The organism is Solibacillus sp. FSL W7-1436 (genome assembly GCF_038007305.1).
In the GTDB taxonomy this organism is placed as follows: domain Bacteria; phylum Bacillota; class Bacilli; order Bacillales_A; family Planococcaceae; genus Solibacillus.
Window position 1 is genome coordinate 838,830 of sequence record NZ_JBBOWV010000001.1, and the last position, 20,852, is coordinate 859,681.

19 protein-coding genes are annotated in these 20,852 nt (G+C 38.2%); 8 read left to right on the forward strand and 11 right to left on the reverse strand.

All coding sequences use genetic code 11. The features are described 5' to 3' along the window. Positions 1-12 precede the first annotated feature (12 nt). Positions 13-1,173 (reverse strand): MFS transporter, encoded by a 1,161-nt coding sequence (locus tag MKX73_RS04300; protein WP_340716432.1) that lies wholly within the window; start codon positions 1,171-1,173, stop codon positions 13-15. A 450-nt stretch (positions 1,174-1,623) separates the two neighbouring features. On the opposite strand from MKX73_RS04300, the gene MKX73_RS04305 reads away from it, so the two are divergent. Beyond that, on the forward strand, positions 1,624-1,809 hold the full coding sequence (locus MKX73_RS04305) for an SE1561 family protein (protein ID WP_445783302.1): 186 nt from the start codon (positions 1,624-1,626) through the stop codon (positions 1,807-1,809). A gap of 257 nt (positions 1,810-2,066) precedes the next feature. Further along, a complete protein-coding gene (locus tag MKX73_RS04310) occupies positions 2,067-3,605 on the forward strand; it encodes a fumarate hydratase (RefSeq protein WP_340716433.1) in 1,539 nt (512 codons plus the stop codon). 409 nt (positions 3,606-4,014) lie between these two features. Here MKX73_RS04310 and MKX73_RS04315 read toward each other — a convergent pair whose 3' ends face one another. Next, positions 4,015-5,394: an L-cystine transporter gene (locus MKX73_RS04315; protein ID WP_340716434.1), complete on the reverse strand. Its 1,380-nt coding sequence runs from the start codon at positions 5,392-5,394 to the stop codon at positions 4,015-4,017. 215 nt (positions 5,395-5,609) lie between these two features. Between MKX73_RS04315 and MKX73_RS04320 the strand changes: the two genes are divergently transcribed. Continuing rightward, entirely contained in the window at positions 5,610-7,514 is a 1,905-nt protein-coding gene (locus tag MKX73_RS04320) for a heavy metal translocating P-type ATPase (protein ID WP_340716435.1), read from the forward strand. Between the two features lie 65 nt (positions 7,515-7,579). Here MKX73_RS04320 and MKX73_RS04325 read toward each other — a convergent pair. The 3 genes from MKX73_RS04325 to MKX73_RS04335 all read right to left on the reverse strand — a co-directional run bounded on the left by MKX73_RS04325 (position 7,580) and on the right by MKX73_RS04335 (position 11,515). Beyond that, positions 7,580-8,910, reverse strand: a protein-coding gene (locus tag MKX73_RS04325; RefSeq protein WP_340716208.1) for an IS3 family transposase whose coding sequence is annotated in 2 segments (ribosomal slippage) — positions 7,580-8,526 and positions 8,526-8,910 — 1,332 coding nt in all. Because the reading frame shifts where the segments join, the coding sequence is not laid out codon by codon here. A gap of 124 nt (positions 8,911-9,034) precedes the next feature. Further along, on the reverse strand, positions 9,035-10,381 hold the full coding sequence (locus tag MKX73_RS04330) for a GntP family permease (RefSeq protein WP_340716436.1): 1,347 nt from the start codon (positions 10,379-10,381) through the stop codon (positions 9,035-9,037). Between the two features lie 15 nt (positions 10,382-10,396). Then, entirely contained in the window at positions 10,397-11,515 is a 1,119-nt protein-coding gene (locus MKX73_RS04335; RefSeq protein ID WP_340716437.1) for a glycerate kinase, read from the reverse strand. Positions 11,516-11,640: 125 nt separating this feature from the next. Here MKX73_RS04335 and MKX73_RS04340 point away from each other — a divergent pair, with 125 nt between their 5' ends. Beyond that, positions 11,641-12,723, forward strand: a complete 1,083-nt coding sequence (locus MKX73_RS04340) for a CdaR family transcriptional regulator (protein WP_340716438.1) — start codon at positions 11,641-11,643, stop codon at positions 12,721-12,723. A gap of 51 nt (positions 12,724-12,774) precedes the next feature. On the opposite strand, the gene MKX73_RS04345 is transcribed toward MKX73_RS04340, so the two are convergent. Together MKX73_RS04345 and MKX73_RS04350 are read right to left on the reverse strand one after the other, a co-directional pair. After that, positions 12,775-13,710 carry a YihY/virulence factor BrkB family protein gene (locus MKX73_RS04345; RefSeq protein WP_340716439.1) on the reverse strand — a complete coding sequence of 312 codons (936 nt, stop codon included), beginning with the start codon at positions 13,708-13,710 and terminating at the stop codon, positions 12,775-12,777. A 55-nt stretch (positions 13,711-13,765) separates the two neighbouring features. Beyond that, positions 13,766-14,098, reverse strand: a complete 333-nt coding sequence (locus MKX73_RS04350) for a YtxH domain-containing protein (protein ID WP_340716440.1) — start codon at positions 14,096-14,098, stop codon at positions 13,766-13,768. Positions 14,099-14,279: 181 nt separating this feature from the next. Here MKX73_RS04350 and MKX73_RS04355 point away from each other — a divergent pair, with 181 nt between their 5' ends. Then, on the forward strand, positions 14,280-14,501 hold the full coding sequence (locus MKX73_RS04355) for a DUF1128 domain-containing protein (protein ID WP_079523640.1): 222 nt from the start codon (positions 14,280-14,282) through the stop codon (positions 14,499-14,501). Positions 14,502-14,587: 86 nt separating this feature from the next. Here the strand turns inward: MKX73_RS04355 and MKX73_RS04360 are convergent, their stop codons facing one another. From MKX73_RS04360 to motA, 4 genes are all read right to left on the reverse strand, one after another. Beyond that, positions 14,588-15,496 (reverse strand): pseudouridine-5'-phosphate glycosidase, encoded by a 909-nt coding sequence (locus MKX73_RS04360; RefSeq protein ID WP_340716441.1) that lies wholly within the window; start codon positions 15,494-15,496, stop codon positions 14,588-14,590. After that, positions 15,496-16,584 (reverse strand): carbohydrate kinase, encoded by a 1,089-nt coding sequence (locus MKX73_RS04365; protein ID WP_340716442.1) that lies wholly within the window; start codon positions 16,582-16,584, stop codon positions 15,496-15,498. Before MKX73_RS04365 ends, MKX73_RS04360 begins: the two co-directional genes overlap by 1 nt. Before the next feature lie 177 nt (positions 16,585-16,761). Further along, complete coding sequence (gene motB, locus MKX73_RS04370) at positions 16,762-17,514, reverse strand: flagellar motor protein MotB (protein WP_340716443.1); 753 nt, start codon at positions 17,512-17,514, stop codon at positions 16,762-16,764. Further along, on the reverse strand, positions 17,498-18,298 hold the full coding sequence (motA, locus tag MKX73_RS04375) for a flagellar motor stator protein MotA (RefSeq protein ID WP_340716444.1): 801 nt from the start codon (positions 18,296-18,298) through the stop codon (positions 17,498-17,500). The genes motB and motA overlap by 17 nt, the downstream gene beginning before the upstream one ends. A 192-nt stretch (positions 18,299-18,490) precedes the next feature. Between motA and MKX73_RS04380 the strand changes: the two genes are divergently transcribed. From MKX73_RS04380 to MKX73_RS04390, 3 genes are all read left to right on the forward strand, one after another. Further along, positions 18,491-19,726 (forward strand): aminopeptidase, encoded by a 1,236-nt coding sequence (locus tag MKX73_RS04380; RefSeq protein WP_340716445.1) that lies wholly within the window; start codon positions 18,491-18,493, stop codon positions 19,724-19,726. Between the two features lie 164 nt (positions 19,727-19,890). Next, positions 19,891-20,091: a hypothetical protein gene (locus tag MKX73_RS04385; RefSeq protein WP_340716446.1), complete on the forward strand. Its 201-nt coding sequence runs from the start codon at positions 19,891-19,893 to the stop codon at positions 20,089-20,091. Between the two features lie 162 nt (positions 20,092-20,253). Then, a complete protein-coding gene (locus tag MKX73_RS04390) occupies positions 20,254-20,823 on the forward strand; it encodes a beta-class carbonic anhydrase (RefSeq protein WP_340716447.1) in 570 nt (189 codons plus the stop codon). The last annotated feature ends 29 nt before the right edge of the window (positions 20,824-20,852 follow it).

Sequence of the window (20,852 nt, forward strand, 5' to 3'; positions counted from 1 at the left end):
AACGTCTGCTTTTTATACAGTAATTTTTTTCGTTTTGCCGAAAAAAAGAATGACGACTGCCACCGTCAGAAGCATGAGCGAAATCACAAATAAAAATCCGTTGCTCGGGGAAATTTCCAAATATACTCCGCCTAAAAGCGGGCCTGTCAAACTGCCTAAACTGAAAAAAATGCCACATAGCAAGTTCCCTGTCGGCAACAGCTCTTTCGGAGTCAAATCGGTCATATATGTGATACCGAGCGAATACATCGAACCTACACACATACCTGCAAAAAAGAAGACAGCCGCTACAAACAGTTCGGAGTTCTCGAAGAAGCTCCCTATTAAGAAAAATAGACTTCCGGCAAAGAGCCCTGAAACAACGACTTTATGGCGACCAATTTTATCGCCTAATGCACCTAACGGAAACTGTAAAATAATCGCACCGATCGAAAAGCCGGCCAAAATAATTGATACATGAGCTACGTCGAAATTTTTCCGTAACGCATATACCGGGAATAAAGCGTTTAAAGACGATTCCAAAAAGCCATATACAAAAGGCGGTAAAAAGGCAATCCAGCCGTATTTTACAGCGAGACCGTAACGCTTGAAACCCGATTTGTTCGCATCTCCTGCCAACGCTTCCGGTTTTTCGTTTTTCACGAAAAAGACTAAAGACCAGGCAAGTAAACATAATGCCGATGAAATAATAAACGGAAAGCTTTCCGAAATTTTAATCAGCGGAACAAATAATGGGCCGACAGCAAAGCCTATACCAAAGGATATGCCGTAAATAGACATGCTTTTCCCAAGTTTATGTGCAGCTGTAGTTGAAGTAATCCAAGTTTGCGTTGAAAAATGCAGTGCATGATCCCCGATTCCAATTAACAGACGGAGAATAAACCAGAACATGACACTTTTCCACAACGGAAACAAAAACAGTGACACAAAAACGAGTGCCCCGCCTAATATGATAATTGGTTTATAGCCATATTTACGTAGGGGCTGCTCGATAAATGGCGAGATCAATAATGTTCCTATGTATAAACCTGTTGCATTCAGTCCATTGAGTGTAGAGGATACACCATCCCCTTCAAAGATTATTGAAATCAGAGGTAAAAGCATTCCTTGCGAAAATCCAGAAATCGAAACAATAATAACTAAAATAACAAATCTGCGTTGTTCATAACTCATTCAATTTTTCTCCCTTAGTTCATACAATTTATCGTATCACAGCTTTTGGGAGAAATAAAAGTAAACTCAAAAACCCTAGCTAACTTTATCTCTAAAAGTTAACTAGGGTTTTAAATATCACTATATTCCATTTCTGCGTTGCGTAAACAGTCGTATCGGCAATCTGCCGTAAATGTTTAAACGTCCTCCTTTTCCTGAGTTTGTCTATACAAGTTTTTTTCGACCATCTCCTTCGTATTTAGGTATGAATTTACTTTATCATAACACTTCAATAATGTAAATATTCAAAATTAACAGAATGTTAAAATAATTAACAAGTACTATATAATTTCCTATTTTTTAAAGTTAATTTAATAGATAGGTCCGATATATCCTATAAGTTGTTGTTTAACTTTTAGAAAAGAGCGTAGTATAATATTAATAAGTCAATAAAAAGGAGCATCATACATTATGAAGCCAATTACAAACAAAGAACAACAAGTAACATATTTAAAAGAACGCCTGGAAATTTTCCTTGAAGTGCTTGATGCAATCGATCCTGCAACGACGGAACTTGAAGATATTGATCGCTTAATTCAAATGATGGATGATTTAGAAGAAAAAATGGACCAGTTCCAATCCCGCGAAGAAAAATAGAAAATTCCGCAATGCCTGTACAATAGGTATTGCTTTTTTCATTCTTTTGACTAGTTCTGCTACTATTCGCCGTTTTTTCATTTAATCTGACAAACATTCATGTAAGCGCTCTTTTTTTTCAACTTTAAAAGAGTTATAATGTAAGATGGATTATTAAGAAGAACATCACATTTATATCTTCGTGAAAGTTTTGTTCTACCTTATATCAAGCTTTTCATTGATCAAAATACACATATTTTTCTGGGGGGAAAAATAAGATGGCATACTTAGAAACTTTAGAAAAAAGTCTTTATTCTTTAGTAACTGAAACATCTACTAACTTACCAAAAGACGTTCGTCGTGCTATTAAAGCTGCAAAAGAAGCAGAAAACGCTGGTACTCGTGCAGCGATGTCTTTAGACACAATCACTACAAATATCGTAATGGCAGAAGATAATGTATCTCCAATTTGTCAAGATACAGGTCTACCAACATTTAAAGTATATACTCCGGTTGGCGTAAACCAAATCGAAATTAAAAAAGCAATCCAAACTGCAATTGCTGCAGCTACAGGTGATGCAAAATTACGTCCAAACTCAGTTGATTCATTAACTGGTAAGAACTCTGGAACAAACATCGGTGCTGGCCTGCCAGTAGTAAAGTTTGAACAGTGGGAAAATGACTATATTACAGTGAAGCTTATTTTAAAAGGCGGCGGCTGTGAAAACAAAAATATCCAATATTCTTTACCTACAGAATTGGAAGGTTTAGGACGCGCTGGTCGTGACTTAGACGGTATCCGTAAATGTATTTTACACTCTGTATGGCAAGCACAAGGACAAGGCTGTTCTGCTGGTTTCATCGGTGTTGGTATCGGTGGGGACCGTTCTTCAGGTTATGATCTTGCAAAAGAGCAGTTATTCCGCCACGTTGATGATGTGAATCCAATCGAAGACTTAGCAAAACTAGAAAATTATATTGTAGAAAAATCAAATACATTCGGTGTTGGTACAATGGGCTTCGGCGGTGAAGCGACATTATTAGGATGTAAAATCGGTGTAATGGACCGTTTACCAGCTTCATTCTTCGTATCTGTAGCGTATAACTGTTGGGCTTACCGTCGTATGGCAATCGATATCGATCCGGCGACTGGCGAAATTACTGACTGGCACTACCAAGAAGGTAAAAAAATCACTTTCCGTGATGAAGAAAAACAAGACAACTCAGACAACAAAGTAGTTGAACTAGTTGCACCGATTACTGAAGAAAAAATTCGTTCACTTAAAGTTGGCGACGTAGTAAAAATTTCAGGCCGTATGTACACAGGTCGTGACGCAATCCACCACCACTTAATCGGTGAAGGTGTAGAAGCGCCAGTAGACTTAGATGGTCAAATTATTTACCACTGTGGTCCGGTAATGGCTAAAGACGAAGCAGGCAACTGGGTAGTTAAAGCTGCTGGTCCAACAACTTCAATTCGTGAGGAGCCATACCAAGGCGATATCATGAAAAAATTCGGTATCCGTGCTGTTATGGGTAAAGGCGGTATGGGTCCTAAAACACTTAAAGCTTTATCTGAACATGGTGGCGTTTACCTGAACGCAATCGGCGGTGCTGCTCAGTACTATGCAGACTGCATTAAATCGGTTGACGGTGTTGACTTAATGGAATTCGGTATTCCGGAAGCTATGTGGCATTTAACAGTAAAAGACTTTACTGCAGTTGTAACGATGGACTCTCATGGTAACTCATTACATGCTGATGTAGAGAAATCTTCTCTGGATAAACTAGCATTGCATGCAGAGCGTGTATTCTAATTAGATAAGAAAAACGACTTCTTCCAATATTGGTTGAAGTCGTTTTTTATTTCCGTATTTCAAATTACATATAATCCTAACTCCCCCTTTTATTGGTATGATATACTAGCTTATTATATAAGATATAAGAGGTGTTTTATGTTCTATATTATGATATTGATCAACGCATTATTTATAGTTGCTCAAATACATGTGAGTACAAAGTTAAAGTATAAACATAGTTTCCTTGTTGCACTTTTGTATACAATTTATGTAATCATTATTTTTCCTTATGTAATTTATGAATATATCTATCTATATCTTTGCATGATGCTTTGGCTATTCTTCAGCGCAAGCTTTTTTATGCGGCATCGATTGTTTAGTTAATAAAAAGCCGCGCAGAAATTATATTCTGTGCGGCTTTTTACTGTTATTGAACTAATTGTGAATCGGCTGATTCATTATAGATTGTTGTATCGAGCTCTTTTGTAGCACGGCTTGATACGACACCTGAAACCATTGATCCGCTTACATTAAGTGCTGTACGACCCATGTCGATTAAAGGTTCTACCGAAATTAAAACACCTGCTAATGCGATTGGTAAATCCATTGCAGATAATACGATAATGGCTGCGAATGTCGCACCACCACCTACACCTGCTACACCGAATGAACTAATCGCCACAATTAAAATCAATGTTGCGATAAAGCCAGGCGTTAAAGGATCAATACCGACTGTCGGTGCAATCATTACGGCCAACATTGCCGGATATACACCCGCACAACCGTTTTGCCCGATTGAAAGACCAAACGAAGCAGCAAAGTTGGCAATACCGTCCGGAACACCAAGACGCTTAGTCTGTGTTTGAATATTTAACGGTAATGCCCCTGCACTTGAACGTGAAGTAAAGGCAAACAGTAATACTTCCGCTGTTTTCTTCACATAAGTTAATGGACTTAAACCAGTTAATGAAACAATGATTAAATGCAGGATGAACATAGCGATTAATGCTACATAAGAAGCAAGGATGAATTTACCTAAATCCATTATCGCCCCAAAATCACTCGTCGCTACTGTACGTGCCATAATGGCAGCTACACCATATGGAGTCAAACGTAAAATAATACGGACAACACCCATGATTAAACCATAGAGTGCATCGACACCCTTTTTAACATTTGCCGCCGTTTCTTCTTCTTTTCGACGAAGTGTCAAATAACTAAATCCTAAAAATGCCGCAAAAATTACAACCCCGATTGTTGATGTTGCACGTGATCCTGTTAAATCCGCAAATGGATTTGCAGGAAACATCGATAAGATCTGTTCCGGTAAAGGTGTTACTTCTGTCGAACGCTCAACCAATGACTCTCCGCGAGCTATTTCGGCCTCACCTTGCATAATTTGAGATGCATCTAAATCGAATAAAACTGTTGATGCAATACCTAATCCAGCTGCAACAGCAGTTGTACCGATTAATACAGATAAAATAACTGCTGCTGACTTACCTAAGTTTTTACCAAATGTAACTTTTGTAAAAGCAGCTAATATCGAGATGAATACTAAAGGCATTGCAATCATCTGCAGTAATTTTACATAGCCGGTTCCGACGATGTTATACCACGGAACAGTTTCATTAATTGCATCTGCTCCTGCCCCATAGGCAAATTGTAAAACTGCCCCAAGTATAATACCTAATCCTAAGGCAATAAAGACACGGTTTGAAAACTTAACATGCTTCTTTTTAAGGAAATATAAAAACACAATGACGATTAACAGCAAAGCAATATTAAGCAATACATAGAAATTCAAAGTAAACTCCTCCAATTTAATAAATGTACTCCACTATATTACTCTATAATCCTTATAAGTCAAGTTGGCATTATTTTTTTTAATTCTCTATTGTATGTTATTTACAAAATAAGTTGCCTATATTATAATTATTCTAAACAAGAAATCATTCTAATCTAATTGAAATCCATTATCAGTCCTTATTAATATTAATAATCATTATCAAGGAGGTATTTATGAATAATTCTAATCGAGAAATTCTATCATTAAATGAGAAAATCCTAGAACATAAAGAATTAATTGCTGCTCTGGTATCCGGTTTTATCATTTTACTCGCGTGGCGAATGGAATCAACAGAACAAACAACAGCTGCTGTAATAGCCTATTTAACAGCCTTTTTTATCGGTGGCTACGCAAAAGCAAAAGAAGGTATTGAAGATACAATTGATAGTAAGTCTTTAAATGTAGAGATTCTAATGATTATCGCCGCCATTGGTTCTGCCCTAATCGGTTACTGGATGGAAGGCGCTGTACTAATCTTTATATTTGCCTTAAGTGGCGCACTTGAAACATACGCAATGAATAAAAATAATCGTGAAATCTCTTCATTAATGGAATTACAGCCAGAAGAAGCATGGCTTGTACGTGGCGGGTTTGAACCGATTAAGGTTTCTGTAAAAGACTTGAAGGTAAACGACCATATTCTAGTAAAACCAGGCGAACGTATTCCAGCTGATGGCGAAATTTATAAAGGTGTCTCAACAGTCGATGAGGCAGCGATTACCGGAGAATCCATGCCGATTACTAAAAAGATAGGGAATGAAGTTTTTGCAGGGACAGTAAATTTAAACAGTGTATTAACTGTAAAAGTAACGAAGCCTAGTTCCGAAACGTTATTTCAAAAAATCATTATGCTTGTTCAATCTGCGCAAAGTGAAAAATCACCTTCACAACAGTTTATTGAACGTTTTGAAAGTGTTTATGTAAAAGCTGTATTATTGGCCGTAGCAGTTATGATGTTTTTACCGCACTATTTATTAGGTTGGGACTGGACGACAACACTGTACCGCGCAATGGTGTTACTAGTTGTTGCTTCCCCTTGTGCATTAGTCGCTTCTATTATGCCGGCTACCCTTTCAGCCATTTCCAACGGGGCAAGAAACGGGATACTTGTTAAAGGCGGTGTACATTTAGAGCATTTAAGTGCGATTCGCGTATTGGCTGTCGATAAGACAGGGACATTAACACAGGGAACACCTGTTGTAACAGATTTTATTGTACGGGATGATTTAGACGAACAGCAGACGTTAGCTTTGATAGCAGGGATTGAGGGACAGTCAAACCACCCACTTGCACAGGCAATTAACGCATTTGCTAAAAAGGAGAATGTTATCACTCCTCACAGTATTACTATTGAAGATATTCCTGGTTACGGGATGAAAGCGCAGTTTAATGAACAGTCCTATTTAATTGGAAAACCTGACTTTGTAGGAGCAAATTTGGCAGCTCAATTTGCTGATGGAGCACTCCAAAAGTTAGCGAATGAAGGTAAAACAGTTGTCTTCCTAAAAGATTCTCAAGGCATTGCAGCACTGATCGCTCTTAAAGATGTCGTTCGCGAGGAAGCGAAAAAAGCGGTAGCTGCACTGCAAGAACTTGGTATTAATGTAGCCATGCTGACTGGCGACAATGAAACAACCGCAAAAGCAATTGCAAAAGAAGCCGGTGTTTCAACTTACGTAGCGGAGTGCTTGCCGGAAACGAAAGTCGAGCATATTAAGCAATATCAAAAAACATCCGGCCATGTCGGAATGGTTGGCGATGGCATTAATGATGCACCTGCCCTGGCTACTGCCTCCGTCGGTATTGCAATGGGCGGCGGTACGGATGTGGCACTAGAAACAGCGGATGTCATATTAATGAAAAACGACTTATCTAAAATTGCTCATGCCGTTAAGCTTTCGCGAAAAATGCAGCGTATAGTGAAACAAAATATTATATTTTCATTAACGGTTATTGCACTGCTGATTATTTCGAACTTTTTCCAGGCAATCAGTCTTCCTTTAGGCGTTATCGGTCATGAAGGCAGTACGATTTTAGTTATTTTGAATGGATTACGCATGCTGAGTAAAAATGTTTAATCCAACAATAAAAAGGTGCATCCCATTATAAAGTGTACCCTTTGTAAAGGACATTTTGAAAAAGGTTAGGCAACTTGTTGAAGCTGCTGTCTGTACTTTACAGGCGGCAGCTTTTTTAAATTCCACTGACCCCGATAATGATTGTAGTACGTCATATAACTTTTGATTTCTTGCTTTACGTCTTCTAATGTTTCACACTCTTTGATGTATGCCTCATCTTTAAAATGACCAAAGAATGATTCCTGGGGCGCGTTGTCCCAACAGTTGCCTCGACGTGACATCGATTGACCTAAGCCCATTTTCTTTACGAAAGCCTGGAATTGTGGATTTGTATAATGAAATCCTTGATCCGAATGGATAAAGGCATCTTCTGCTAAATGCGTGTGTTTTCTTAATTTCTTCAATGTGTTCAGAGCGATGTCCAAGTGTAAAGAAGACGACACTTCATAAGCGAGAATTTCATTTGTTTCTGCGTCTTTAACCGTAGATAAATAAGCACGTTTGCCATTTCGATACGTCAAATACGTGATGTCTGTTAATAACACTTTCCCAGCGACACCTTGTTTGAAATTTCGTTGTAATTCATTCGCGCAAGTGCGGTGTTCTTTCGTTGCTTTCGCCATACGACGATAAGGATTTGCCTTCCGAATTGGACAGATGATGCCAAATTTTTTCATAATGCGGCGAATACGCTTTAAGTTATAATTGATGCCATAGTGGTTTTGAAGTGTCATTTTAATTTGACGCGCTCCTTTATGACGTCTTCGAAATCGATAAGCTTTTAAAATTTCTTCTTTTACGATTTCATCTGCTTGGTGTTTCATCGTTCTTTTTTGAATTGATTGCTCTTTATAGTAGTTATAATAACCTGAACGTGATACCTCCAACACTTCGCAAAGATAGCTCACCATTCGCTTTAAGTTATATTTTTTAATGGTTTCATGAATTAATTCGAATTTTAATTCTGGTGCGAGTTTTATTTCTTTTTCAACATCTGCCTTTCGAGTAGATCGAGCTTTTTTAGCAGTTCATTTTCCGCTTCTAGTAAACGCATTTTTGCTTCAAGTCGAGTGTATTTTTCTTCTATACTTAATTCTCGTTCAAGAGGACGTCCTGAACTATGTTTTCGCGTATCTTCCAAACCGCTGGCGCCATGTTTTTTATAAGCCGTTCTCCAGCGAGTAGCTGCCTTATGAACACGTGTTATTCCGATTACTTCAACGTCAAATCCTGCTTCCTCAAAAATTTCTCGTGGCAGTTTTCCTGTTTCAGATTGTGCAATAAATAATCGTTTAAATTCATCTGTGTACGTAATCGCTTTATCGCTCACTGCTTTTACATAAGGGTTCATTTTTAATTCTGTTTGTTGGTGAGAGGTTAAAAATTTTTTAGTCATAATTATAGCTCCGAATCGTTTTTTTTCATTATAAACAAAAAGCACCCTATAAGATGACCTTTTTTCAAGTGTCTATCTTATAGGGTACATTTTATTAACAGGATGCACCTTTTTACTATCTCTATTATACTAGTACAAACCATAAAGCCATTGTTACGATAATTGTAGTTAATCCCATCAGCAATGTTGCCATCGTTTGCGCTTTATATGCATCTGTTACTTTCATACCGCTGTATTGTGTAATTACCCAGAAGAAACTATCATTTACATGGCTCACTGTCATAGAACCTGCACCAATTGCCATAACGACCAAAGCTAACGGTACTGCCCCTTCAATTCCCAAAGTCGGCAGCATCGGTGCGATTAAAGAGGATGTAATAACTATTGCTGCAGTTGAAGAACCTTGCGCTGTTTTTAAAGCTGCGGCAATTAAAAACGGGATTAATAAAAATAGTGCGCCTGTAGCTAAAACACCTAAATCCATTTCCTGCAGTTTATCACCGACGCCTGTATTTTTAATTACAGTACCAAATGCACCACCAGCACCTGTGATCAATAAAATTGGCGCTGCCTCTTTTAATGCTTCACCAATCCAGTCTGATAATGTTTCTTCACTCAGTTCAGGCAATAGCAAAAATGCAGCGAATACCCCTAGTATAAGTGCGACTGTCGGTGAACCCAGGAATCTGAAGAGCGTATTAATTCCCGCTTCCGGGTCACCTACTAATGCAGCAACCGAACCTGCCCCGATCAACACAATCGGTAACACAATCGGTAAGAATGATTTGAACGTAGAAGGCATTTTACCAAACGATTTGATAATTTCATCGTAATCCAATGCCGGTTCATCGTCTGCCTCAACCCGAATTTTCGATGCCACTTTTGTCGCCCAAATATAGCCAACAATTGTTGCTGGAATAGCAACGATTAATCCCATTAAAATGATCGTGCCTAAATAATCTGTCGCACCAATATTCCCTGCAGCCGCAATTGGTCCAGGAGTAGGCGGCACAAGTACGTGTGTTGCATATAGACCAGTAGCTAAAGCAACTGCCATTGATGCAATTGTTACGCCTGCACGTTTAGCCAATGCTTTCTTTAAACTCGTTAAAATAATATAGCCTGAATCGCAAAACACCGGGATGGATACAATGTAGCCAATAATCGACATTGCTAATTGAGGTCGTTTTGGTCCGATTACCCGCAATACGACTTCAGCCATACGATATGCAGCCCCGGACTTCTCTAATATAATTCCGATAATCGTACCTGCTACGATGACGATACCGATACTCGTCATCAGCCCTCCAAAACCTGTGTTAATACTCTCTACAACTGTTAATAAAGGCATGCCCGCTGCAATACCAACAAAGAATGAACTGATTAATAATGCAAGAAAAGGATGCAGCTTTAGTTTTGCCGTTGCAAAGACAATGAACAACACACCAATCAGAATGATTAAAAACAACATTACTTCTCCACTCCTTTATAGTAATCTTTTTATTAAACCCGTAACCTTTTGATCCAAATAAAAGCCTGGATTATTCAATGATTGCTCCGCTGAAATTTCATCACCTACAATACTTACAACCTGATGAAAGTAAGTTTCAAGCATATGGGAATTTTCGACCATTCCTGAAAGTAAAATGGCAGGTACACCTTTTTCTTTAGCCAGCTTAGCAACCCCTATTGGAGCTTTTCCGGAAAGAGTTTGTTCATCGGATTTCCCTTCACCTGTTATGACAAAGTCCGCATTTTTCAGATGATTTGAAAATTGCACTGCTTCCAGCACAATATCGACACCAGGCTTAAACTGGTGCGGAAAAAATGCCATAAACGCAGACCCAATCCCGCCTGCCGCACCAGCTCCTGCACAATGGCGAACTTTTACGTTTTGCTGTGACTCGATTATAGTAATATAGTGTTTTAAATTTTGATCAAATATATTAATATCATGCGGATCTACTCCTTTTTGTGGACCAAATACTGAAGTAGCGCCATTTGAACCGATTAACGGATTATCTACGTCACATGCAATCATGAATGTACTGTCAGAGATACGTGAATCGAAGTTAGTTAAATCGATTTTCTCGAGTTCATTGAATTGAAATACATCGTTTACGATTTCCTTGCCATCCTTCGCAATGAACTTCATTCCTAGTGCCCTTAGCATCCCCTGGCCACCATCGTTTGTAGCACTTCCCCCGATGCCGATAATAAAGTGACGATAACCTGAATCCAATGCATGCTGTATTAATTGACCCGTTCCATATGTTGTCGCAAAACGAGGGTTCTTTTCTTCTTCATCAATAAGCGTTAACCCTGAAGCTTGGGCCATCTCTATTACACATGTTTTTCCGTCACCGAGTACTCCATATCTAGCTTCAATAAGTTTCCCTAACGGATTTTGAACAGTTGCCGTCAAATACTTGCCTTTTGTTGCTTTGACCAATGCATCAAGTGTTCCTTCACCGCCATCTGCAATCGGTAAACAAATTGTTTCGATGTTACTGTCCATCTTTTTTATCGCTTCTTTTATAACAGATGTAACCTCTCCGGAAGTCAATGTCCCTTTAAAGGAATCCGGGCTTATAATAATCTTCATTTGATTCCTCCCTAACATGAATAAAGCGCTTACAAATATTATAGTGTTATAATTCTGAATTTACTTTATACCTGTAGTATAATTTTTTAATGAATAATCATAAATTTTTATACGAGGTGTATAAATTGTTAACAATACGGCTGGCAAATGAAATTGTAGAACAAACAATGTTACGGTTAAAGCGTAATGTAAATGTCATGAACATTGACGGTGTTATACTAGCTTCCGGTGAGAAGGAGCGTGTGGAAAAGTTTCATGAAGGTGCAAAGTATGTGGCGGAAACAAAGAAAACACTCATAATATCAGATCGCAATATCCATGAATTTCCCCAAACAAAGCAAGGGATTAATTTGCCGATTTTTTTTCAGGAGGAAATTGTTTGTATTATCGGGATTACCGGTGTGGTTGATGAGGAGCTGCTAAATATTTCTTCTTTAGTTCAGTTAACAGCGGAAGTATTAGTACATCAGGCACTTATTGAATCAAAAAGTGAATGGCAGCGGAAAATGAGTGTACACATTTTTGAAGAACTGATTAGTGGAACATCTATAAATCGGGTTATAAAAGAACGGATAAATAAACTGGCCATTCCTTTTCTCGCTCCATATTGCATTATATTATTGAAAGCCGAACAAAAGACTGGTTCCCACCGGACACTTATTCAATATATCGAGGACTTCTTTTATAACAAACCCGTCATATTTGGGCATTTTCAATTGGACGAATATTTTATTTTAACGACAGAAATGGATCAGCCTGCTCTGACTAAATTAGTGGAAGCTTTTAATACATATATAAAAAGCAAATTCAGTATAAAAATTGCTGTCGGTGAACAAGCAGAAAATCTCGAACGATTACCGCATTCCTATAAAACAGCGCAGTTGGCTTTAAAGCATCACCGAAGTGTCTCGAGAGTAATCTACTATAAGGAAGTTGAAGTTTTTACGCTATTTAATCCGGAGGCGGCCCAACACTATAGTATAAAAACACTGAACGGGCTTGATGATAAATTACTGGTTACATTGCAAAGCTTTTTCAATAATAACAAGTCCGCTTCAGCGACCGCCGATGAATTGCAAATCCACCGGCATACATTAGCTTACCGGCTTTCACAAATTAAAGAGCAAACTCATTTAAACCCAGCTGAATTTCACGATGCGCTAAAACTGCAAATCGCACTATGGCATCGTGATGGACTTAACCTATAAAAAATGCCATTTCTTTTATCGAAATGGCATTTTTCCGTATATAATTTTCACCTAAAAAACTGGTGATTTGGCTTGCTTTTTGCTTTCCTTGGCAAGCTGTCTTTTTTGGAATGACGCGTTTAGCAGTCCGCCCAAAATAAGAATCATTCCTGTGAAATATAGCCAAAGCATTAAAATAATGACCCCGCCGATACTTCCGTATGTTGAACTGTAATTTCCGAAATTGTTAATATAGAATGAGAATCCGTAAGTTAATACAAGCCAGCCCAATGTCGCAAACACAGCTCCCGGAATAACACTAAACATCGTTAATCGCGGGTCTGTATTCGGAACGATCCAATACATAATCGAAAGTACGATGAAAATAAGTGTTGGCGGCGTAATCCAGCGCACAAAGGTCCAAATGCTCTCAAATGACTCCTCTACACCTAGATAGCCGAATACGATATTACCGATCTGCTGACCAAAAACCGGGAATAACAGAGCAATTAAAATAACTGCTACTAATGCAATCGTAAAAATAAGTGACCATAAACGGTTTATAAACCCTGCTCTGCCTTCAACATCATAGGCACGGTTCAATGCTTTCATCAGTGCATCTACACCTCTTGAAGCGGACCAGATCGTACCGATGATACCGATTGAAAGCAGACCGCCGTTTTGATTATTCAAAACATCTGCTAACGTTGTTTCAATCAGACCATATACTTCTTCAGGCATAACATCACTTAAAAAATCAAATATTTGTCCTTGTTCCAAATTTAAGTAAGGTAAAAGCGTTACCATAAAAATAAGCATAGGGAAAAATGATAAAAGGAAAAAATAGGCCAACTGTGCTCCCATGCCCGACATGTCCACATTTTTAATCCGATAAATTAAATCTTGAATGAATCCCTTTGTCGTCAATATATTAATTTGGCTGCGCTCCGGTGAAACATATGATTTAACAAGCGAAATTTTTTCTTTCAGTTCTTCCTTTTCTTCCATGCTGCCACCACCTGTTCACATTATGTTGATTCAGTGGATATCATGGACATCCCGTTTACCCGATTTGTTCATCCTTTTTCGAGAAAGCCTGAATCGTTTCTGAAACCATACTTTGAATTGTAGCTGGTAACTCTTTAATATCATTTTGATTTTGCATAATTGATTGGACACCATTGTTTACTGTTCCATACAATGATTGTGCCTGTTCCATTTTTGTTTCCACCAATGCCATTAATTCATCCCGGTTTTCGGAATAGTACACTACGGTATCCTTCGCTTTCTTTGCTGTTTCTACAGTATGCTCACGTGTTTGTTTGTCCAACATACTGATTGCCGCACCAGTTACGGCTCCAATCGCTATAAAAGGCAATAGTTTACTTTTCATCATTTATTCTCCTCCTGTGTATGCTTTCGTATTCCCTTAATAATTTTTCATAAAACTTATCTATTTGTATTTTATCGAATGTTCGATATTATTAAAAGTATTCGGTAAACTTTAACCTGTTGACAAGATGATGGTTGCATGAAATGATATTTTTGTAAACATTGAAAGGTAGGGCACACAAATTATGGACTTATCAAATCCGTCGCAGCAAAATGTTATCTATATGATCGAGCAAATTAAAGAAAAACTTCGTATGGTTAATGTTGATGCTATGCAGTCTACTGCATTTGATGAAGAAAAATACGAAGATCTGCAATATTTATATGAAATGGTTATGAAACGCGATTCTTTCAGCCCAAGTGAAATGAATGCCATCGTAGCAGAACTCGGCGCCCTTCGTAAATAACATCAAATATGTAATATGAAAAAGAAGCCTATCGATTAATTCGACAAGCTTCTTTTTTTCATTTCCTATTCCCCAGGAAATATTAATTATTTATTTAATTCGACAGCGATTTTTGCACCTACACGGGCATTATGTTTAACAAGGGCAATATTTGCATCCAATGATTTACCTTCTGTCAGCTCTTTCACTTTGCCTAATAGGAATGGCGTTACATTTTTGCCTGCAATACCTTGTTGTTTCGCTTCATTTAATGCATTTTCAATAATTCCGTCGATAACGCTTGATTCCATAGCATCTTCTACTGGAATCGGGTTGGCGATCAATGCACCACCGCGTAAACCTAAGTCCCATTTCGCGCGTAAAATTGCAGCTGTTTCTTCTGCAGAATCAACACGGATATTTACATCGAATTCACTTTCACGTGCATAGAATGCAGGCAATTTATCTGTTCCGTAACCGATTACCGGTACACCTTTTGTTTCAAGGTATTCCAGTGTTAAACCGATATCTAAAATTGATTTTGCACCCGCACATACTACAGCTACATTCGTCATTGCCAGCTCTTCCAAGTCTGCTGAAATATCCATTGTTGTTTCAGCACCGCGGTGAACTCCGCCAATACCGCCTGTAACGAATAATTCAATACCTGCAAGCTCCGCACAGATCATAGTTGCTGCTACAGTCGTTGCACCGATTTTTTTTGTTGCAAGTAAATAACCGATATCACGACGGCTTGTTTTAGCTACACCTTGGGCATTACCGAACATTTCTAATTCTTCATCAGATAAGCCGATTTTAATTTTTCCGTCGATTAATGCGATTGTTGCCGGTACAGCACCGCCATCACGAATAATCTGTTCCACTTCACGAGCTGTTTGCACATTTTGTGGGTATGGCATACCGTGTGAAATAATTGTTGATTCCAACGCGACAATTGGTAAACCTTTCTCTTTAGCTTCTAATACCTCTTGTGAATATGATAAATATTGTTCCATTATAAATTCCTCCATTCAAGTAAGTTGTCTTTTGTTAAATCTTCACGAACTGTTTTATCCGACTGTAATGTTTTCGATGCATTCACCAATCCGAGCTGGATCGATTCCTGTAGCTCCTCATCGTTTAAGACACCATGTAAAAATGCACTCACAAATGCGTCTCCTGCACCTGTTACGTCTACAATATTCCTTGTTGCAATGGCTTTGTAATGTACTATCTTGTCTTCGTTGCCTACCATTACACCATGTTCCCCTAAAGTGAGCACAACATGCTCTGCTCCTTTTTGCAATAACATGCTGACAGCCTTTTCATAATGGCTAAATGTATTCAGCTTCACATTTAAATAGCTTTCCGCTTCATCACGATTACAAATAAAGTAACGGATACCATGCAGATCTTGCGGCATATTTTTCATCTTAGGTGCAGAAACAGGGATAACCGCCAATGCGATATTGCGTTCTATTGCGAATGTCCTGATATATTCTACTGTCTCCAGCGGACTGTTTAAGTCAATGACAATACAGCTGGCATTTTGTAATATTGCTTCATGCTTTTTTAAAACACTCGGCAACAACTGATCATAAATCGCCATATTGGCCATCGATATTACCAGTTCCCCCATATTATCAAGTACTGCTGTATAAGAGCCTGTATTATATTCGCTTAATTTCTCTACTAAATCCACATTCATCATACTCTTACAATTTTGTTCAATAAATGCACTATCATGATCTTCACCCATTACAGTAATTAGTGAAACACGGTTGCCTAATCGTCCTAAGTTTTCTGCGATATTACGGGCTACACCGCCTACAGATTCTGTAACAGCAGCAGGGTTGGAAGTCCCCAGTTGAACATTTTGCTCAATAGTGAATTTACGATCGATATTGGCACCACCAATTGCAATGATTTGATTTTTTTCAGGCAAAACATAAGCACGTCCTAAAATTTCCCCTCGTTTTATAAGCGATGAGATCATATTGGCAAGCGCCGGCCTGGACATTCCAAGTTGTTCTGCCATTTCCTGTTGTGATAAGTAGGGATTTCTTTTTATTAATTGAAAAATTAATTTTTCCTTTTCATTCAACTTTATCACCTCGAATCAAACATTTGTTTATTATTATAAACTTTTGTTTATACAATGTCAATTTAATACGAAGTCTTTTCATTTCGAGTAGTATGGAAGTACTTTCTTCTTTTATGAGTCATAAATTTTCATAAAAAAAGCTGTCTGGAAGGTTTCCCTTTCCAAACAGCTTTCTCACTATTCTACAATCACATCGCCATTTTCTGCGATTCGTGGCTGTACGAGCACTTCAACACGACGGTTTTTAGCTCTGCCTTCTTCTGTATCATTCGTAGCAATCGGCTGGAACTCTCCAAAACCTTTTACACTGAAGTACTTGGAATCAAGGCCTTCATTCCCCATAACGATTTCCTTCATGAAATTGACTGCACGCATAACTGACAGATCCCAGTTAGAATCAAATTCAGCGGTATTGATCGGTACATTGTCTGTATGACCTGTAATGACAATATTACGTGGTGGATCAAACATTAATAATTGAGCAAGCTCATCAGCAATTGTATCGTACTCCGCCTTTACATCCGCTCGCCCCATATCGAATAAAATACTGTCCCGGATGGTGATCAGTAATCCTTCTTCTGTCATTTTCGTTTCAAACTGTTCTTCCAGTTCATTAATCGCAATAAACTCGTCTACACGATCTTGCGTTTCATGGAGACGTTCCTGATCCTCCATATAATTGGATATTCCCGTTGTGGAATTATCAGGTGTTTGTACGACTGATGAGTTGTCCATTACACCTGTGCCACCGGTAAAAATATTATTAAATACTGCCGACATTTGCTCCAGTTTTCTCTCATCCACTGAGCTTGATGCAAAAAGTACAATAAATAATGCCAGTAATAACGTTAATATATCTGCATAAGGTACTAACCAGGACTCGTCAATATGCTCCTCATGCTTTTTATGTCTTTTACGCTTCTTTGCCAAGGCCACCCGCCCCGCTTTCGGTAATTTGCTTACGTTCTTCCATCGTTAAATATGAAGCCAGCTTCTGCTCGATTACACGAGGTGCTTCACCTTCAAGTACAGATAAAATTCCTTCAATCATCATCAGCTTTTGCTTAACTTCTACAGCAGATTTACGTTTTAACTTGTTGGCAAACGGATGCCATAAAACATAACCAGTGAAAATACCCAATAATGTTGCAACAAAGGCAGCGGATATAGCTGTACCCAATTTATCAATATCAGACATATCTTTTAATGCAGCAATAAGACCGATTACAGCACCCAGTACCCCAAGTGTCGGTGCATATGTACCTGCTTGCGAGAAAATACCTGCTCCACTTGCATGGCGGTCTTCCAGCGCTTCAACTTCCTCTGTTAACACATCGCGAATATAGTCAGCGTTTTGACCATCGATCGCTAATGTTAGACCATTTTTTAAAAAAGGATCTTCAACTTCAACGGCTTTGCTTTCTAATGCCAATAATCCCTCACGGCGAGCCAGGTCAGCCCATTGCGAAAACATTCTGATCAAGTCGATATCACTTGCGAGTTTTGTTTCTGAAAATAAAATTTTAAAAAGCTTTGGAATTCTTTTTAATTCCTTCATCGGGAAAGCGATTGTCACTGCAGCAATCGTACCGAAAATAATTATTAAAATCGCAGCAGGGTTTATTAACACTTCCGGTGTAACGCCTTTTAAGAACATCCCGACTAACAGGGCGATAAAGGCGATGATAACCCCAACGACTGATGATATATCCATATGTATTACCTCCAAATTACGATGTCTTTTCTTTATTTCGGTATATTTAAATTTTTATTAACTTCCTTTACACTAGATATAAGAAGATTTTTTTGTTTTTGACACATTATTGTTCTTTTCTAAGCTGGAATGTGACGATTAATGTGTCGGGAATTAACTAATTTTTAAGATAATTATTGGAGGAATGGATCAATGAATTCTATGTTCGAAGCAAATTTAACGAAATACGCAGAACTCGCAGTAAAAATCGGTGTTAATATTCATCCGAATCAATACTTGTATATTGCGGCTTCTATCGAATCAGCACCGTTTGTACAAGCAGTGACAAAAATCGCTTATGAAAGTGGCGCTAAACAAGTATTTGTAGATTATACAGATGATCAAATTACACGTACTCGATATGAGTTGGCACCGGATGATTCTTTCGATTTCTTCCCGCCTTGGAAAGTGCAGGAGCGTGAATGGCTTGCTGAAGAGGGTGCGGCATTTATGAGCATCGTATCTCAAAGTCCGGATTTACTGTCGGGAATTGATTCAAAACGTATTGCAGCATTCCAAAAAGCCTCTGGTACTGCGTTAAACAAGTACCGCCAATATGTTCAGTCAGATAAAATCAGCTGGACAGTTATTGCAGCTCCATCAAAACAATGGGCTCGTAAAGTATTCCCGGATTTACCGGAAGAAAAGCAAGTAGATGCATTATGGGATGCCATCTTTAAAGCGACACGTGCGGATCTGGATAACCCGGTAGCAGCTTGGGCGCAGCATAATGACAACTTGCATGAAAAAGTTGATTACTTAAACAATAAAAACTATGCGAAATTGCATTATACAGCTCCGGGAACAGATTTGACAATCGAGCTTCCTAAAGGACATTTATGGTGCGGGGCAGGCAGTGTCAACGAAAAAGGCGAAGAGTTCATGGCTAATATGCCAACTGAAGAAGTTTTTACAGTACCGCATAAAGATGGTGTAAACGGGTATGTATCTAGTACTAAACCATTAAGCTATGGCGGCAATATTATCGACAACTTCAAACTTACATTTGAAAACGGGCGCATTGTTAAAGTAGAAGCCGAGCAAGGTGAAGAAGTGTTAAAAAATCTTGTTGCTACAGATGAAGGTTCACATTATTTAGGAGAAGTAGCACTTGTTCCATTCCATTCTCCAATTTCACAATCGAATATTTTATTCTACAATACATTATTCGATGAAAATGCATCAAACCATTTGGCAATCGGCAGCGCCTATGCATTTTGTATCGAGGGCGGAAAGTCGATGTCACGTGATGAGCTAAAAGCTAACGGTTTAAACGAAAGTATTACACATGTCGACTTCATGATCGGCTCTGAACAGATGAATATTGATGGAATTACAGCAGACGGACAGGCTGAACCTGTTTTCCGTAATGGGAACTGGGCATTTTAACAGCTTTATCAAATCCTTCTTTCAAAGATCATTTAAATTTCAAGATGTCGCCATATTTACAATTTTTTCTACATTAACTAACTAAATTACCCTACAATGTTCCAATTTATTAGGTTATAATTGGTTAATGATTGTTATCACTAAAATAGAGAGGAGTTTTTATAATGTTTGATCACCATTATCCGTTCTTATCCGATTACTATACGGTAGTGTTAGGATTTACGGTAATACTTCTTGTATTCTTATTTATGTTTATTATGTACTTACGTATCGGTTTACAATCACACGACTCTGTTATAGTAGATTCAAAGGCAAACACATTTGCACCAAACGAAAAATCATTGGATGGCCACCATCATCATTAACATTTTTACAACCACTCTATCGAGTGGTTGTTTTTTGATGGCGATTTATTACTATACTTCTCTCTATTTAGTAGAATTTTAACTTTATTAATGCGCATTTGTTTGAATTATCTAAAAAATATTTTAAAATTAATAAAGAATCGAAAGGGGTATGAAGAACAAATGTCTGCATTACAAACAATTTTAGAGTATAACGGAAAATTCGTAGATGAAAAACAGTATGAACAGTATGCTACAACAAAATATCCTGACAAAAAAATTGTTGTTTTAACTTGTATGGATACGCGTTTAGTTGAATTACTACCTAAAGCAATGAACTTGCGCAACGGGGATGTCAAAGTTGTAAAAAGTGCAGGAGCAATCGTAAATCACCCATTCGGCGGGATTATGCGTAGTTTACTTGTAGCGGTTTATGAATTACAGGCGGATGAAGTATATATTATCGGCCACTACGACTGCGGGATGAGTGCAGTTGATCCGAACGTCATGATCGGTCATATGCTAGAACGCGGAGTTAAACAGGAAACGATCGATGTCATCAATTATGCTCGATTTGATTTAAAAGAATGGTTATGCGGTTTTGGGGATGTTGAAACAAGTGTATTAAAAAGTGTTGACTTAGTCAGAACCCATCCATTAATGCCAAAAGGTGTTCCGGTACATGGTCTTATTATCGACCCTGCAACAGGAAAGCTGGATTTAGTAACGGACGGTTCAGTCGATCAAAAATAAATATTAAGTAATAAGCGGGAGTGCTCATC

Excerpts from the sequence above, each read along its gene's own strand:
- MKX73_RS04300 (WP_340716432.1), bottom strand. The coding sequence starts at position 1,173 with ATGAGTTATGAACAACGCAGATTTGTTATTTTAGTTATTATTGTTTCG.
- MKX73_RS04305 (WP_445783302.1), top strand. The coding sequence starts at position 1,624 with ATGAAGCCAATTACAAACAAAGAACAACAAGTAACATATTTAAAAGAA.
- MKX73_RS04310 (WP_340716433.1), top strand. The coding sequence starts at position 2,067 with ATGGCATACTTAGAAACTTTAGAAAAAAGTCTTTATTCTTTAGTAACT.
- MKX73_RS04320 (WP_340716435.1), top strand. The coding sequence starts at position 5,610 with ATGAATAATTCTAATCGAGAAATTCTATCATTAAATGAGAAAATCCTA.
- MKX73_RS04330 (WP_340716436.1), bottom strand. The coding sequence starts at position 10,381 with ATGTTGTTTTTAATCATTCTGATTGGTGTGTTGTTCATTGTCTTTGCA.
- MKX73_RS04335 (WP_340716437.1), bottom strand. The coding sequence starts at position 11,515 with ATGAAGATTATTATAAGCCCGGATTCCTTTAAAGGGACATTGACTTCC.
- MKX73_RS04345 (WP_340716439.1), bottom strand. The coding sequence starts at position 13,710 with ATGGAAGAAAAGGAAGAACTGAAAGAAAAAATTTCGCTTGTTAAATCA.
- MKX73_RS04350 (WP_340716440.1), bottom strand. The coding sequence starts at position 14,098 with ATGATGAAAAGTAAACTATTGCCTTTTATAGCGATTGGAGCCGTAACT.
- MKX73_RS04355 (WP_079523640.1), top strand. The coding sequence starts at position 14,280 with ATGGACTTATCAAATCCGTCGCAGCAAAATGTTATCTATATGATCGAG.
- MKX73_RS04360 (WP_340716441.1), bottom strand. The coding sequence starts at position 15,496 with ATGGAACAATATTTATCATATTCACAAGAGGTATTAGAAGCTAAAGAG.
- motA (WP_340716444.1), bottom strand. The coding sequence starts at position 18,298 with ATGGATATATCATCAGTCGTTGGGGTTATCATCGCCTTTATCGCCCTG.
- MKX73_RS04380 (WP_340716445.1), top strand. The coding sequence starts at position 18,491 with ATGAATTCTATGTTCGAAGCAAATTTAACGAAATACGCAGAACTCGCA.
- MKX73_RS04385 (WP_340716446.1), top strand. The coding sequence starts at position 19,891 with ATGTTTGATCACCATTATCCGTTCTTATCCGATTACTATACGGTAGTG.
- MKX73_RS04390 (WP_340716447.1), top strand. The coding sequence starts at position 20,254 with ATGTCTGCATTACAAACAATTTTAGAGTATAACGGAAAATTCGTAGAT.